The following is a 15759-nucleotide window of genomic DNA, read 5'->3' on the forward strand; positions in this document are numbered from 1 at the left end:
GCCGATGTCCGGAATTAGCTGAAAAGCCCCATAATATCTTCCTGGCTCAGTTTCTTGATAAAGCCGGATTCCCCGCCTACCAAATCTTCCGCCAGGTCCTGCTTACGTTGCTGTAACAGCAGAATTTTCTCTTCAATCGTATCCTTACAAATCATTTTATAGGCAAATACCTTGCGCGTCTGCCCGATCCGGTGCGTGCGGTCGATCGCCTGACGCTCCACGGCAGGGTTCCACCACGGATCCACGAGGTAGACGTAATCCGCTTCGGTGAGGTTGAGGCCCACCCCGCCCGCTTTGAGGCTCATCAGGAACACGCGGCAGGTCGAGTCGTTCTGGAAGCGGTTCACGCGTCCGGCGCGGTCGACGGTCTGGCCGTCGAGGTATTCGTAAGGGATATTCATTTTTTCCAAATGCTTGCGGATAAGGTCCAGCATGCCGAGGAATTGACTGAATATCAATATTTTGTGATTCGATGCATTCTCTTCGATTTCGCGGGTAATTTCTTCCAGCTTCGCCGATTCATTGCCAAAGTCCTCATCACCCGACAAAATGGAAGGCGAATCGCAAATCTGGCGCAGTTTCAGTAATGCTTCCAGAATGAGGAAACTGCTCTTATTAAGGCCTTCGGTTGCCAGTTTTTCAGCGATTTCCTGACGGTAGCGCTCGCGGAATGTATCGTAAACCTTCCGCTGCTTGTTACCCATTTCGCAGAACAGGATCGTCTCGGTCTTATCCGGCAAGTCGGTCGCAACCTCCTCTTTCGTGCGTTTCAGCATGAATGGGTACACGAGCTTGCGCAGCTCGGCAGCCTTTTCCTTGTCCTGGTACTTATCGATCGGCGTCGCATATTCTGTCCGGAAGAAGTCGGCATGGCCGAGCATTCCCGGGTTCAGGAACTCAAATTGCGAGTACAGGTCAAATGTATTGTTTTCGACAGGTGTACCTGTCATGGTCAGGCGGTTACGTGCGCGTAACAGGCGCGACGCCTTGGAAGTAAGCGAATCCGGGTTTTTAATGGCCTGCGCTTCGTCGAGGATAATGTAGTTAAAATCGAATTGTTTCAACAGCTCCACATCACTGCGCATGGTGCCGTACGTGGTGAGGATAATGTCGTACTCACGGAAAAATTCGATGTCTTTTCGCCTTGCCATGCCCCTGTGAACATACAATTTAAGATCAGGCGTGAATTTCGCCGCTTCCGCTTGCCAGTTGAAAATCAATGTAGTAGGAACTACGACAAGGTTCGTATATTCCGGATCGAGGTTTTTCTGGTTTTGTACGAACGTCAGCATTTGCAGCGTTTTTCCCAAACCCATGTCATCGGCCAGACAGCCGCCCCACTGGAATTCGTCGAGGAAATGCAGCCATTTGTAACCCTCTTCCTGATACTGGCGGAGCGTCGCCTGGATGTTTTGCGGAAGCGGTACCGATGGGATTTGTTTAAAATTGAGCAGCTTCTGCTTTTTCTCCCAAAGTTCGCGGAACACATCCTCGTTATCGATCTCGGAAACCAGCTCGTCGATCAGCGAGAAATGGATTTTGGACAAATGGATCTGATCATCCTGCACACGGCCGAACTGCATGAGCGGTTCCAGCTTGGCGATCCATTCGTCGGGTAGCACGCCGAGCGAACCGTCCTGCAACTGAATATAGTTCTGCTTTTTGAGCAATGCCTTCTTCGCGTCGGCCAATGATACCGTTTGGTCCCCGAAACTGATTTCGATTTTCATATCGAACCAGTCGATGCCGGACGAGGTATGCACCTTCACGGTCCCGCGGTTCGGGTTGAACTTCATCTTTTTCAGGTCCTTGAACCCGAAAATCTCGTAATGCTTCTTCTTGGCGGCATCCACGAAATTGAACAGCCAGCCATCTTTCATCACCTGCTCAAACGGCACGTAGAAGAACGGCTGCCCTGTTTGATGATCGAAAGCCGGATGTAATGCTTTCAACCAGTCCCAAACCGCATTCTCAGCCGGAACGTCGCGTTCCAGCATGGTAATCTGGTTATTATCGAAACTGGTTTTCGTGCGGCGCTGGTCGTGCAGCAGCTCCAACTCTTCCGTTTTACCGTTCTCTTCCAGATACACGTAGGAAGGCACGATGAGCAGGTTCGCCTCGTCTTCTTTGAGGTAAAACTTCGGTTTCTGGAATGCGAGCGGCGAAGTCTGTATTTCGTGGCGCGTCTGGAAGATCACGTCGAACTTCTCCGAAACCGGTATGATCCAGTTTTTCAGGAAATCGTCGCCGAAATCTTTCTTAACCCGTATTTTAAAACCATTCTGGCTCAGGTAAGCGACCATTTCGGCCTCGCTGATACCCGCCCAGCGGAATAGGGTCTTTTCGTTGTAAATCCCCAGCCAGAAACTGTCGAGCGACACCACTTTCTGCAATTCCAGCGGCGTACCGGCTTTGATTTCGACATACGGATTGAGCGTAATGAACTCTTTGTCTTCGGTTAAGACGAAGAACAATTTGACCGGCTCGCGGTGCAATTCGAGCTGCGTGAGCTGGTGATTGCTCGTCACGTAATCGCCGTCGGCCAGGAAAAGACGGTCACCATCGAGGTCGTTGAAAACGCGGGTAAGCTGCTTGCCCACGTAATTGCGGGCTTCGTAACGCTGGTCGGGTTCTACATCGTCGAAATGCAGGTAGGCATTGTACGCCCAGCCTTGTTTTCGGATGAATTTCTGCAAACCTTCCTCCCAATGCTTCGCCATGCGCACGAGGCGTGCGTCCGACTCGGTGAGTACCGGGATTTCATCCGCATTATAATAGTGGCTCGAACCTCCGGCAATGTTGCGGATGTTGGTAACCTTCTCGGATTTGGAACTGAATTTGACCGAAAAAACGCCGAAACCGATGTCCAGCAAGTGGTTTTTTCCTTTTGGCCAAAACACAAAAATAGAAACGCGGTCCTCGTCGTCCTGCCCGTTGTCGGTCAAAGTCACGGCGAAAGACGATTCCTGCATGGGCAATATGCGGTCGCGTAGTGATTGCCAATCCTGGTAAGCGCCTACTTTCTGAATCGCGGGATCGAGCTTGATCAAATGCAGCCCGCCGTCCTCATCGAGCCGGAACTCGAATTTATCTTTAAATGGATCTTCCAGGGAATAGCCGTATTCGGCCAGCAGGTTGCTCTTCTCGACGGTCATGTCGCGCATTACTTCGAATGCCTTCTCGCCGAGTTCTTCGCGGAGTTTGAGCAATGCGGCGAGTTTGTGCTCGCAAAGCGGTACCCAGAGTTTCTGGTTGCAAGTACAGGACGTCTGGACTTGCCGCGTGCCTTTTACGCGCCGGAAAGTGGTCAGATACTCCTGCCCTTTGTCCGTCACCTGGCATTCCGCCTCGCCTTCCTTCGCCGATACAATTTCCACCGGGCCAACGTTTTCGCGGTTTTGCCAGGTTTCGTCCAGTACCATGCCGCGGAGCTGCATTTCGCGGATTTCCTGCAATTCGATCGTCGTGTTGGCCATTTCATGGACAACCTGTTTGATCGTCGGCATCTTGTCCAGAATGTACAAAATACTCGCCACGCGGTGCTTGCACAGCCCCGCTTTGTCGGGACATGAGCATTCGGTGGTTATCTGCGGTGTGAGAAAATCGCGGATGAAAATCTGGTAGTACTGGATCGAATAGTCGCTTTTGACCTTGAACTCAGCATTACCGGGGCCATTATAATCGAGTTTGGAAACTTTTAAGCCGCCACTGCTATAAATGGAACGCCCTCTTGATAGTACATCCCGCTCCGCCCGTCTCAGTAAGAAGTTGGATAGTTTCTCCTTCTTTTCGTTTTCCATTTACCCTGCTGCCTATTAAAAACGCAAAAGTACGGTATGTTTCTGTCTTATAGAAACGAACGGAGAAGTATTGACCTCAACTAACCTGTTTATGAGCGTACATAAGGCTGATCGATGACCCCGATATGCCCCGAATGCAGCGCTTCGTTGCAGAATGCGGCGATCTGCGGGCCGACATTGGGATACAAATGCCTGGAAGCAAGCGAAGAAACCGGTAGCCACACAATTTCCAGCGCAGTCGTATGCGCAGGGTCGAGCGCGGGAGTGCCGTTTGTTATATTTGCATTAAATACCATGTGCAGCGTCTCTTTCTGCACTTCCTGCCAGATCACTTCGCCGCAGGAAACCATTTTTCCGACCGAAATCTCCACGCCCAGCTCCTCCATCAGCTCCCGCGCCAATGCATCGGAAAGCGATTCGCCAGGGTCGGGATTGCCGCCTGGTAATGCAAATACCTCCTTTTCGCCGTAGCAATATCGAAGGGTAAGGATCTTGTCGTTGTCGAGAATGATGGCGGATGGACGGACGTTCATATGGTGTGCTCAAATAGTGATTACTATTGCTCAATAAACAAACTTCCGCCCATAAGTCTTAATCCCGTAGCACCATTTTTTCGATCAGCAGCATGAAAATGTGGATGACCTTGATGTGGATTTCCTGAATGCGGTCGGCGTAACCGAAATGCGGCACGCGGATTTCAACGTCGGCCACACCCGCGAGCTTGCCGCCATCTTTACCGGACATAATGATGATTTTCATGCCTTTCGCCTTCGCAGCTTCGGCGGCGCGGATGATATTGGCCGAATTGCCGCTGGTACTCAGTCCCAGCAGCACGTCGCCGGGCTGACCCAATGCTTCAATATATCTTGAAAACACATATTCATACCCGAAATCGTTGCTCACGCAGCTCAGATGGCTCACGTCAGAGATTGCGATGGCGGGTAATGCGCGACGGTTATCGCGGTAGCGGCCGGTGAGTTCCTCGGCGAAGTGCATGGCGTCGCAATGCGAGCCGCCGTTGCCGCAGGAAAGGATTTTGCCGTTGTGGATAATCGCGTCGGCCATTAAGCCTGCCGCCTTTTCGATCTTCTCGATTTGTTCCGGATCGCTCAGGAAATTGTCGAGAACGGCCTGTGCTTCCTTCAATTCCTGGCTAATAATGCTTTGGTAATTCATATTTGTATTGATGCGGATGAATATCAGAGTTTGATGGCTTTCAGAACATGCGTTTTTCCGGCGGGGCCTTTGTGCCGCTCTACGATGAAACCGCCTGCTCTCAGTGCCCTTTTAACGATACCTTTGGACGAATATGTTACTAATACGCCTTCCTGACGCGTTTGGGCCGCCACTTTTGTAAAAATTTCGCTCGTCCAGAGTTCGGGCTGCGAACGCGGGTCAAATGCGTCGTAAAATATGACGTCAAAAAACCGGTCCGGCGTGAAGTCTTGTAAGGTCGTCACTTCTTTTCGAAGGGTAAAATAGGGAGAAATAGCCACGTCCCTCCCCCATTGTGCATTGTGCAGCTGCATAAAGCCTTTTTCACCCGTCGCTTCCTCATAGTTGAGCTGCGAGGCTTCCAGCGGTGCTACGGGATATGCTTCCACGGAAGTGTAGAAAACCTGCTTTTGCAGCTGGTCTGCGAGTTTCCAGGCGAGGAATGCGTTCAATCCTGTTCCGAAACCCATTTCAAAAACAGAAACCGGCCCGGAAGCAGCTTCCAGGACCGGCCTTAAACCAAGATTGATGTAAATGTGCTCCGATTCATCCAGTGCACCATGCAGGGAATGGTATTGCTGGTTGAATTGCGCGCTGTATAATGAATGCGAGCCGTCTTCGGTAATGATGAAGCGTTCCAAATGGCCGGGTTTTAGTTTGGCCAAAAGTACTAAATCATTCTGCGCAGAGTGATCTGGGTAAAGAAAATATCGCCTTTCCGTTTCACGAGGAGACCGATGTTTTTCCCGTCGCCACGCTGCATGAGTTTGTAAATTTCACTCACATTCAGTTCGGAAGCGGAATGGTCGTCGATGAATAGTAACTGGTCGCCTTCCAACAGGCCCGCACGCGCGGCCGGAGAATCGTCCACGATATGGTTCACGAAGTAATTTCGCAGATCGGTACCTTCCGCCCGGATCTCCATGCCGCTCATATCATGCTCGAATTTCTCACGCAGACGGCTTTTGATCGGTTTCAGCACCATATAGCGCTCGCCATAGTTGAATGTGACTTTGAAACGGCGGAGCAGTTCGCAACCGATATTGCCCTGCCGCTCGGCCCCGGCCCGGATTTTGGAACCGAATGCAATGCTGTCGGGAAACGATGCTACCACGTTATTGAGCTCGAAGCGGCCCAGCCGCATTTTGTCGACACGGCCCAGGTTTCCGTTGATCACGCCATTCAAGCCGCGGCCCAATTGCGCGCGGATCACCTTTTCCGGCAAGCGGAAGGTTTCCTTGCGGGTATTGTTCAGCAGCAATGCATGCCCGGCGCCGGTATCGATCAGCACGCGGATCGGATGCTCGCGGCCATCGGCGAAGAGCGTCACGGCGTCTGTAAACGGCTTGGTATCCTCGATAATGAGCGGGTGTTTATCGCCCTTGCTGGTTTTGTATTTGTATCGCTCGGGGCGCATCAGGAGAATTTCCTTTTTGGCAAAATCGATTGTTACCACGAAGTTATTGAAGATTTCATACCCGAAAATCCCGTGCACAGGCACGCCCACGTACTCGGACAGGCGCAGGAAGTCCTGTTCGAGGATGACAATATTCTGGTGGTTGGCTTTGAGCCTGCCCATTGAAAACCGGTTATCGATCGCCACGTGCGCCGAAATGGAAGCACCCTCGCCTGCACCCGTGAGGTTAACTTTACGGGTTAAGCGCAGCTTGTCGGCTTTCAGGACGTTCGGATCGGTAATGATAATGGAACTAACGCCCGTATCGAGGATAAACCGTAGCGAATCGTTATCGTTGATCTTCGCGTAAAGTAGTATGAGATTGGAATGCAGCTCGAACGGGATGCGTGCTGTTTTATGGTTTTTATCCAAAAAGTAACCATACTTTTCCTCTGATACAGGAGGTACGTCGCTGGAATGGCCGAATGTCAGGGTGTGAGTAAAAAGTATGATTGCTGCTATGAACCACTTAGACGTTTTCATCGTGGCCTCCTTTCTTTAAATGGCTAAGTTTTTAATTCCGTTGATAACATCATTAAAACACTTTGACTATAAATGATTTGTGCTCCTATTTATATTCTTCGGTGTACGTTAAGTGTCAGATTCAACCTGAACGGTGAATCAAGTAAAAGTAGCTGATTTTGCATTAATAAAACACAAAAAAATCTCGATATGTGCAAATTTTCCGACATTTTTTTGATCACATATATATAATCATGTAAATGAGGAAAATATGGTACTTTTGTTGCGTAAAATGACTTTTTCCCATTATAAAAATTTCTCATGCGAAAAAAAATTGTTGCCGGTAACTGGAAGATGAACAAGGTTCTGGATGAAGCGGTTGCGCTTACATCGGAGCTCGTTAATATGGCCAAAGATGAGGTCCGTAACGACGCGAAAATCATCCTTTGCCCTCCTGCGATTTACCTTACTACGATTCAAAAATATATCGAGGACGCGCCCAACTTCGCATTGGCCGCTCAAAACTGCTCCGACAAAGTTTCAGGTGCATTTACCGGTGAAATTTCCGCGCAAATGCTGCAATCGATCGGTGTACAATATGTGCTGATCGGCCACAGCGAGCGCCGTCAGTATTTCAATGAAACCAATGCATTGCTGGCCGAAAAAGTAAATACCGCGCTTTCTTTCGGCGTTTCCCCTATTTTCTGCTGCGGCGAGTCTCTCGAACAGCGTCAGAATGAAGATTATATCGGTTTTGTGAAAAACCAGATCACCGAAAGCCTTTTCCACCTGTCGGAAGAGCAACTGAAATCGGTGGTGATCGCATACGAACCCATCTGGGCGATCGGTACCGGCCTTACGGCTTCGGCTGAGCAGGCGCAGGAAATGCACGCCGCATTGCGCGCGCACCTGGCCTCGAAATACGGTGCGGAAGTAGCGGACGAAATTTCGATCCTCTACGGCGGAAGCGTTACGGCCGCCAGCGCACCCGAGCTCTTCGCTGCACCGGATATCGACGGCGGTCTGGTAGGTGGCGCTTCTTTGAAATCCCGCGAATTCACGAATATTATCAAGGCGCGGTAGGGCTTCGCCGTCACGTATGGTCATTTATTGTCAGGCGTAGTCATTAATGGTCATGTGTAGTCATTGGTAGTCAGATATAGTCAGGAGGGAGAATTTGTGTTCCCGTTGATGGCAATCTCTGACTGCCAATGACAACACATGACAATGCTTGACACACCTGACAACCAATGACAATACCTGACTACTCTTGACAATACTTGACTACTCCTGGCAATGCCTGACCAACCCTGACCCGCAGGCCTTTACATTTCCGTAATCACAAACTCCACCCTGCGGTTTTTTTTGCGGTCTTCGGAGCCTTTTGTGATCGGCCGCGTGCCGCCGTAGCCTTTTGCCTCTATCCGGCCGCTTTCAATGCCTTTTTCGATCAGATAATTTTTGACCGATTCCGCACGCTGGCGGGAGAGGTCGAGGTTTTTGTCAAAATCACCTACATTATCGGTATGGCCTTCCACCCGGATTTTGACGGTCGGGCTGTCGCGCATGACGTCCACGAGCCGGTTCAGCTCTTCGAACGACTCCGGTAGCAGCGTGTATTGAGATGTTTCAAAATAAATATTGGGAAGCAAAATCGTCTCCCCGACGATCAGCGGCGTGAGGTATACGTCCTGGTTAAACGCTTTGCCGGAAGAATCTCCCGGCGCCAGACTGAACGATGATCCGTAGTAACCACGGGCCATTACGCGAAATTTGTATTTCTCATCGGCATCGACTCCCACGCGATATTTTCCCGACGACGACCGGATTTGCAGCGTATCACCACCTTCCATGTAGGAAAGTTGCGCCGCGATCGGCTCTTTTGTTTTCCCATTGTAGATGGTACCCTTCAAAACAGCCATTTCGATCTCTTTTTTCGATGCCGGTGCAGGCTTTTGGGGCGTTTTAACCGGCGGTTTGGCAGCAGGTTTTTTGGCTGGCGCGGTGGTCTTGGCTACCGGTTTCGAGGATTTCGTGGCGTCCTTCTTCAATGGGTTTTTGATATGGATACCATAAAAATTCCAGGACTGGTTGCCCGCCGAACTTCTGCCTTCATAGAAATCGAACTCTTCGATTCCCGGCGTAAGTCTTTCGAAATAGGCCACAAAATCGACCGTATCGCCATTTGCTACGGCTGTTTTAGTGGTGGTAGTGATATTTTCGGCCCTGATGAACTTGAATTTTTTGTCGATCTCACCTGGCTTATACAGCCGGGTTTCCGGATCGAGCCATATCTGGCTCTGGTCTTGCTTTTGCGGTTGCGGAATGCGCGAATCGGGGAATGCGGGCATCCTGGGTTGCGAACGGAACTGCGGCTGCTGCGACTGCTTTTCAATGAATTGCAGGTGAATGATCGTATTGGCGTCGGTCAGCTCTACTTTCCTGATTTTCACGTATGGTACCGACGATTCCTCTACTTTGGGGTTTTCAGTGACTTGCCCGAAGCTGGTATGGATGGATAGCAAAATGGCTCCAAAACTGGCCGAAAGCAATTTGAAATTCATGGTGATATTGGGGTTTGTCCTAAATATCAGCAAGAACGCGCGAAAACCGGTGATAGTTTGTTAAAAATTGTTAAACCCAGAAAGTCACTGGTTTACAGCCATGAATGGTGCCCAAAAAGCAGGATCGTAGCGCTCCCACGCGTGGCAGGCGAAGGGTAGCTGATGATTTGTAAGCTCATAGGTCGCGGCCGGGCTCTTTTCAAATGCGAAGCGCAATGCCTCTTGCCAGTCGGGCAACTTCATGAAGAGTTTCATCGGTTTAAGCCGCGTGGCTTCCTGGCAGAAAAGCATGTCCTCATTCCCTTTCCAGGCCGGGTAGAAGGTGTTGTAGATTTTTAAATACCTTAGAATGGACGGAATTCTCCGCAACGAGAGGCCGCCGTTCAGCACGACTCTCCGGGTCGATAATGCGTTTGCAAATTCCTGGGCCGATGCCGCGGGTAGGGAATCAAATTCAGGCTGATGCAGCGACGGCGCACCAATGTAATCATAGCCTTTGGCACACCATTCTTTCAGCTCATCACGGAACACGAATGCGTCAAGCTGGTAAATGAGCATGTATTCGTAGGCCGTGAAAGTTTTGTAAAAATCAATGGAAACCATCAGCCGGTTATAGGCGTCGACTCCCTTGAAAAAGCTGTTGTCGAAAGACTGGAACGTAAGCGAGGGATATTCCTTTTGAAATGCAGAAAGGTCCAAACTTTCCGGCTTCACGACGATCACCGGATAATTGCCCAGTACGTGCATGCATTGCCGCAGCGACGCCCGTTCCGCATCCGTCAGATCTGCCTGATATACCGGTATTACCACCGCCACCAACGACTTATTTCCAGCCATTTTTCAATAATTATCCAGTTTGTTATTCCAATAAATCGCCCATAAACGGCAGCCACCAGTCCCTGCTGCTGAACCCGTAATGGCCGCGTACCAGCTGACCTAGCACAGGTATGACGCGTTTCAACCGGTTTTCGGGCAGCGCGGCGCGGATGTAAAAATGCTTTTGTGAGAGGTTCAATTTAGATAGCTTCTCCTTGGGGACGAACGGGAGCGCAAGGAGCAATAAATACATATCGTGTAGCTTGGCGGCCTTTTCCCCGAGCGGGACAAGTTTCAACTTCCGGTCACGGTTGAAACGATCAGCGAGCTGTACTTTCTCGACTTTGTTGCCAAATCCCACCTGCTGGCTGGAATGAATGCGGTAGGAAACCAGGCATTCGGGAATAAAATCGATTTTGGCTTCCAGGCTCAGTACCATCGCTATCCAGGCGTCGTGGATCAGGTCCGGCACGTTTGTAGGGAAAGGCATCAGCCTTTTGAGGCAAGATTTACGGATCGCGAGCGTGGCGCCCGTTACTATAAAGCCCTTAAAAAGAATCTCGTGTGATTTGCCGCTTCGCCAAAGCTGCTGTCGTGCAGCGTCGAACTCGATTTCTTCCCAGATCGTGCCGCCCGCCGGTTGTGAGTCATCGCCAATCTTTTCGGCATCGCTGAAAACCGCGTCCAGGTCCGGGCGTGCATTCAGAAAAGCGACTTGCTTCTGCACCTTATCTTTCCGCCAGCGATCGTCCTGGTCGCAGCAAAATATTACGTCGCCCTCGCAGAGCGAAAGGCATTTTTCAAAATTTTTTGTCGAACCTAAATTTTCCTCGTTCACGTGGATCCGCACGGGGAATTTGCTGGTAGCAGCAAAAGATTTTATGATTTCAATAGTGTCGTCCTTCGATCTGTCGTCGCAAACAACCAATTCGTCCACCGAAACCGTCTGATCAGCAATGCTCTTCAACTGTTCGGGCAGAAACTTTGCCCCGTTGTAGGTACACATAGCCACTGAAATCATAATGTGTATTTTATATTTTTGTAAAAGCTTCCCGGCCGTTTTAAGCGCCATAAAGTTACGTGGTTGAGCCGGGAATTAAACTAAAAGTTATTAAAAGCACCCGAATGGCGTTACCAGAACAGCTCAAAAAGGCGATTATCCAAATGCCTGCCAAAGAAAAGGATAAACTGCTCCTGAGACTGATCACGAAAGACAAAACCCTGAGCGACCGGCTCCATTTCGAGCTTATCGAAGACAGCGCCACCATTCCCGAACGACGGGAAGAACTGATGGGGCGGATCGTGCGTACTTCGAAATTCAACCAGAACACGCCCGGCTGGGTGCTGATGGACATGCGCGCATTGAGCGGCGACATTGCCTACCATGTGAAGGTTACGAAAGACAAAATCGGGGGCATCGAACTCAACCTTTTCCTGCTCAATACCTTTCTGGAAAGCTATTCGGACATTCTGCGGACCTATTCTTCCCGCGCCGACACCTGCGCATTGTACATTGCCAAAAAGGCGCAGGTTATCCTCAACGGGCTGAGTAAACTGGACGAAGATTACCGCATTGATTACATTAAAGATGCAAACCGGATGCTGCAACTGGTATTTACCCTTTGTTCCAAAATGTACGCCCGCCAAATGGAGCTGCCACAGGAAATCGAATTTTAAACACACCATTCAAAATGAAAAAGACCGCATTGCTGATCATCGACGCCCAGTTTGATTTTTGTGATCCTAACGGGACCTTATATGTGCCGGGCGCCGAGAAGGACGTGGAGCGCATTGCCAACCTCATCGCGCTGGAAGGTGACCGGATCGACGCGGTATTTCTCACGCTCGATACCCATAAGGTGCTCGATATTGCACATCCGCTTTTCTGGGAGGATCAGAACGGCAATACGGTCGCGCCGTTTACATTGATTTCGAGTAAATCGGTGGAAGCGGGGAAATGGCTGCCGCGTTACCAGCCTGAATATGTTTTGAAATACCTGCAAACCCTCGAAGCGGAAGGCGAATTCCAGCATTTCATCTGGCCGGAGCATTGCCTTATCGGGTCGAAAGGTGCTGCGATCGACGATACCCTCATGCGCGCGGTACTAGCGTGGACGCACCGCACCCGCCGCGATTATCGTACAGTTTCGAAAGGCATTAACCCGCTGACAGAGCATTTCGGGGTATTTAAAGCCCAGGTTCCAGTCGAAAACGCGCCGGAAACGGAGCTCGACGCGCGCTTCCTGGCAGAATTAAATGAATATGACCAGGTACTCGTGGCCGGCGAAGCGCGCTCACATTGCGTCGCGACCAGCATCCGGCAAATCGTGAAATATGCACCGGCGCTGGCCGCCAAAACGATCGCATTGACGGACTGCATGTCCGACGTCCCCAACTTCGGCCATTTCGCCGATCCAATATTCGAAGAGGCAGCGAAAAGCGGCATGAAATTTTTGAAAGCGGGCCAGGTCTTTAAAGAAAACTAAATGCCGATGCTTTTGGTTATAATAGTATCACATCATCATTCAAACTAATATCATTATTCTTCCAATAACCCCGCTATGATGCAATTAGCTGTGCCCCGGATCGAGGCCGATCAGTTCGATGAACTGGATCCGAGACAATACATCCTGATCAAAGGTGCCCGTGTAAATAATCTGAAAAACATAGATGTGGCGATCCCGCGCAACAAGCTGGTCGTCATTACGGGCCTTTCGGGCTCCGGGAAGTCCTCGCTGGCGTTCGATACGCTGTTTGCGGAGGGCCAGCGTATGTACGTCGAAAGCCTCAGCAGCTATGCGAGGCAGTTCCTCGGGCGGATGGAGAAGCCGGAAGTAGAGTACATCAAAGGCATTTCACCGGCTATTGCCATTGAGCAAAAAGTGAATACCCGCAATCCGCGGTCGACGGTAGGTACTTCCACGGAGATTTACGATTACCTCAAACTGCTTTTTGCACGCATCGGGCATACCTATTCGCCGGTATCGGGGGAAATTGTGAGAAAAGATTCGGTTACGGATGTCGTGAATTACATGCTGGCGCACGACGAGGGCACACGTGTGATGATCCTCGCGCCGTTGCTCATCCGCGACGGCCGCTCGCAAATCGAAGAACTCACCATATTGCTTTCAAAAGGTTATAACCGCATTGTACTGAACGAGGAAGTGGTTTCCATTGAGGACATTCTTGAAAAACCGGACCATTTCCCGCAGGCGGGCAATCAGGTTTTTATATTAATAGACCGCGCCGCTGTCCGGCATAACGACGAGGATACCCAATATCGCCTTTCCGATTCTGTACAGACCGCCTTTTTCGAAGGAGAAGGTACCTGTACGGTGCATATTGTCGGGGGTGAAAAAAGAGTATTCTCCGATAAGTTTGAGCTCGACGGCATTACTTTCGAGGAACCGACCGTCAACCTTTTCAGCTTCAATAACCCTTTCGGCGCCTGCAAAAGGTGTGAAGGCTTTGGAAAAATATTGGGTATCGACCCGGATCTGGTCATTCCCGACAAAAACCTTTCGGTGTACGACGGCGCCATTGCGCCGTGGCGTACCGAGAAAATGGGCGAATGGCTCGTGCCGCTCGTCCGCAACGGCGTGAAATTCGATTTTCCGATTCACAGGCCCTATAAAGACCTTACTCCGGCGCAAAAAGAACTGCTCTGGACCGGTAACCAATATTTCGACGGGATCAACAACTTCATTGCGGAACTCGAATCCCAAACCCATAAAATTCAGTACCGCGTAATGCTCTCGCGCTTCCGCGGCCGCACAACCTGCCCCGATTGCCGCGGCTCGCGTTTGCGGAAAGATGCTTCTTATGTCAAAATAGGCGGCAAATCCATTACCGATTTGGTACTGATGCCGATCCAGGATGTTTCGGGCTTTTTCAAACAGCTCGAACTCGGCGACCACGACCGCCAGATCGCACGCCGTGTTCTGACCGAAATCGAATCGCGGCTCGATTACATGAACCGCGTCGGACTTGGTTACCTGACATTGAACCGGCTCACCAGCACATTGTCCGGCGGTGAATTCCAGCGCATTAAACTCGCCACTTCGCTAGGCAGCGCATTGGTAGGCTCCATGTACATTCTCGACGAACCGAGCATCGGCTTGCACCCACGCGACACGCAGCGGCTCGTAGGCGTGCTCGAATCCCTGCGCGACCTGGGTAACACGGTCATCGTGGTAGAACACGAGGAAGAAGTAATGCACGCGGCGGACCAGATTATCGATATTGGTCCGGAAGCCGGCACTGGCGGTGGCCATGTGGTTTTTCAGGGGAATCAAGGGGATATTGAGGAGTTGAAAGTCAATGGTTCAGAGGTCAGGAATAGTCAGGACGTTGGGGATGAGGTGCAGTCGCACACTTTGGATTTTCTTTTGGGAAATGACTCGATTCCGGTGCCTTCTGTACGCAGAAAGTCGTTGCATTTCCTTGAAATTAAGGGTGCCCGCGAGAATAATTTGAAAGAACTGGATGTTAAAATTCCTTTGAACAACCTTACCGTCGTGACAGGCGTGAGCGGTTCAGGGAAATCTACATTGATCCGTAAAATTCTCTACCCTGCATTAATGCGCCTCAAAGGCGAGTTCAGCGAGGATGTGGGGCGCTTTGACGCGCTTACGGGCAGCGTCGACCGTATCGAGGCGGTTGAGATGATCGACCAGAACCCGATCGGAAAATCGTCGCGCTCGAATCCGGTTACTTACATTAAGGCTTACGATTATATCCGGCAAATGATGTCGGAACAGCCGCTTTCGAAAGCGCGGGGCTACAAACCGTCGCATTTCTCTTTCAACGTCGACGGCGGCCGCTGCGAAATTTGCCAGGGCGAAGGCCAGGTGAAGATCGAAATGCAGTTTATGGCCGACATTTACCTCACTTGCGAGGGTTGCAACGGCAAACGTTTCAAGCAGGAAGTGCAGGAGGTGAAATACCACGACAAAGACGTCGCTGAAATCCTGGATATGACCGTCGATGAGGCCATCGACTTTTTCAGGGAAACGGAACCGAAACTGGCTGATAAGTTGCTCCCATTACAGGAAGTAGGGCTTGGATACGTGGGCCTCGGACAATCTTCAAATACATTGTCCGGCGGTGAAGCGCAGCGCGTGAAACTGGCCTCTTTCCTCGGCAAAGGCTCTTCCAACAAAGGCAAAACGCTCTTCATTTTCGACGAACCGACAACCGGCTTGCATTTCCACGACATCAAAAAGCTCCTTAAAGCCATCAATGCATTGGTAGAGCAGGGCGATAGCGTGATCATCATCGAGCACAACATGGAAGTCATCAAAAGCGCCGACTGGATCATCGACCTCGGTCCCGAAGGCGGCGACAATGGCGGCCAGCTCACCTTCACCGGCACGCCGGAAGAAATGGTAAAACTCGAAGGGAACTATACCGCGGAGTTTTTGAAGGAAAAGATTTGAAAATGTGA

12 protein-coding genes are annotated in these 15759 nt (G+C 50.6%); 4 read left to right on the forward strand and 8 right to left on the reverse strand.

Going from position 1 to position 15759, the window contains the following annotated elements; genetic code table 11:
• Positions 1–14: 14 nt before the first annotated feature.
• The 5 genes from BLQ88_RS23380 to BLQ88_RS23400 all read right to left on the reverse strand — a co-directional run bounded on the left by BLQ88_RS23380 (position 15) and on the right by BLQ88_RS23400 (position 6954).
• Positions 15–3800, reverse strand: a complete 3786-nt coding sequence (locus tag BLQ88_RS23380) for a DEAD/DEAH box helicase (RefSeq protein WP_090155008.1) — start codon at positions 3798–3800, stop codon at positions 15–17.
• Between the two features lie 89 nt (positions 3801–3889).
• A complete protein-coding gene (locus BLQ88_RS23385; protein ID WP_090155010.1) occupies positions 3890–4333 on the reverse strand; it encodes an NUDIX domain-containing protein in 444 nt (147 codons plus the stop codon).
• Between the two features lie 58 nt (positions 4334–4391).
• Positions 4392–4976: a D-sedoheptulose 7-phosphate isomerase gene (gene lpcA, locus BLQ88_RS23390; RefSeq protein WP_090155012.1), complete on the reverse strand. Its 585-nt coding sequence runs from the start codon at positions 4974–4976 to the stop codon at positions 4392–4394.
• 23 nt (positions 4977–4999) lie between these two features.
• Positions 5000–5656: a tRNA (5-methylaminomethyl-2-thiouridine)(34)-methyltransferase MnmC2 gene (gene mnmC2, locus BLQ88_RS23395; RefSeq protein WP_229212816.1), complete on the reverse strand. Its 657-nt coding sequence runs from the start codon at positions 5654–5656 to the stop codon at positions 5000–5002.
• A gap of 29 nt (positions 5657–5685) precedes the next feature.
• Positions 5686–6954 carry an aspartyl protease family protein gene (locus BLQ88_RS23400; RefSeq protein ID WP_090155015.1) on the reverse strand — a complete coding sequence of 423 codons (1269 nt, stop codon included), beginning with the start codon at positions 6952–6954 and terminating at the stop codon, positions 5686–5688.
• Positions 6955–7254: 300 nt separating this feature from the next.
• Between BLQ88_RS23400 and tpiA the strand changes: the two genes are divergently transcribed.
• A complete protein-coding gene (tpiA, locus tag BLQ88_RS23405) occupies positions 7255–8016 on the forward strand; it encodes a triose-phosphate isomerase (RefSeq protein WP_090155018.1) in 762 nt (253 codons plus the stop codon).
• A gap of 242 nt (positions 8017–8258) precedes the next feature.
• On the opposite strand, the gene BLQ88_RS23410 is transcribed toward tpiA, so the two are convergent.
• From BLQ88_RS23410 to BLQ88_RS23420, 3 genes are all read right to left on the reverse strand, one after another.
• Positions 8259–9497, reverse strand: a complete 1239-nt coding sequence (locus BLQ88_RS23410) for an OmpA family protein (RefSeq protein ID WP_090155020.1) — start codon at positions 9495–9497, stop codon at positions 8259–8261.
• Positions 9498–9581: 84 nt separating this feature from the next.
• Entirely contained in the window at positions 9582–10334 is a 753-nt protein-coding gene (locus tag BLQ88_RS23415) for a DUF5672 family protein (protein ID WP_090155022.1), read from the reverse strand.
• A gap of 22 nt (positions 10335–10356) precedes the next feature.
• Entirely contained in the window at positions 10357–11385 is a 1029-nt protein-coding gene (locus BLQ88_RS23420) for a glycosyltransferase family 2 protein (RefSeq protein ID WP_229212817.1), read from the reverse strand.
• 53 nt (positions 11386–11438) lie between these two features.
• On the opposite strand from BLQ88_RS23420, the gene BLQ88_RS23425 reads away from it, so the two are divergent.
• The 3 genes from BLQ88_RS23425 (at position 11439) to uvrA (ending at position 15751) form a co-directional block, all read left to right on the forward strand.
• Complete coding sequence (locus tag BLQ88_RS23425) at positions 11439–11990, forward strand: hypothetical protein (RefSeq protein WP_090155023.1); 552 nt, start codon at positions 11439–11441, stop codon at positions 11988–11990.
• 14 nt (positions 11991–12004) lie between these two features.
• Positions 12005–12799, forward strand: a complete 795-nt coding sequence (locus tag BLQ88_RS23430) for a cysteine hydrolase family protein (RefSeq protein ID WP_090155025.1) — start codon at positions 12005–12007, stop codon at positions 12797–12799.
• 75 nt (positions 12800–12874) lie between these two features.
• Entirely contained in the window at positions 12875–15751 is a 2877-nt protein-coding gene (uvrA, locus tag BLQ88_RS23435) for an excinuclease ABC subunit UvrA (RefSeq protein WP_090155027.1), read from the forward strand.
• Positions 15752–15759: the final 8 nt, after the last annotated feature.

Source organism: Dyadobacter soli, assembly GCF_900101885.1.
Classification (GTDB): Bacteria; Bacteroidota; Bacteroidia; order Cytophagales; family Spirosomataceae; genus Dyadobacter; species Dyadobacter soli.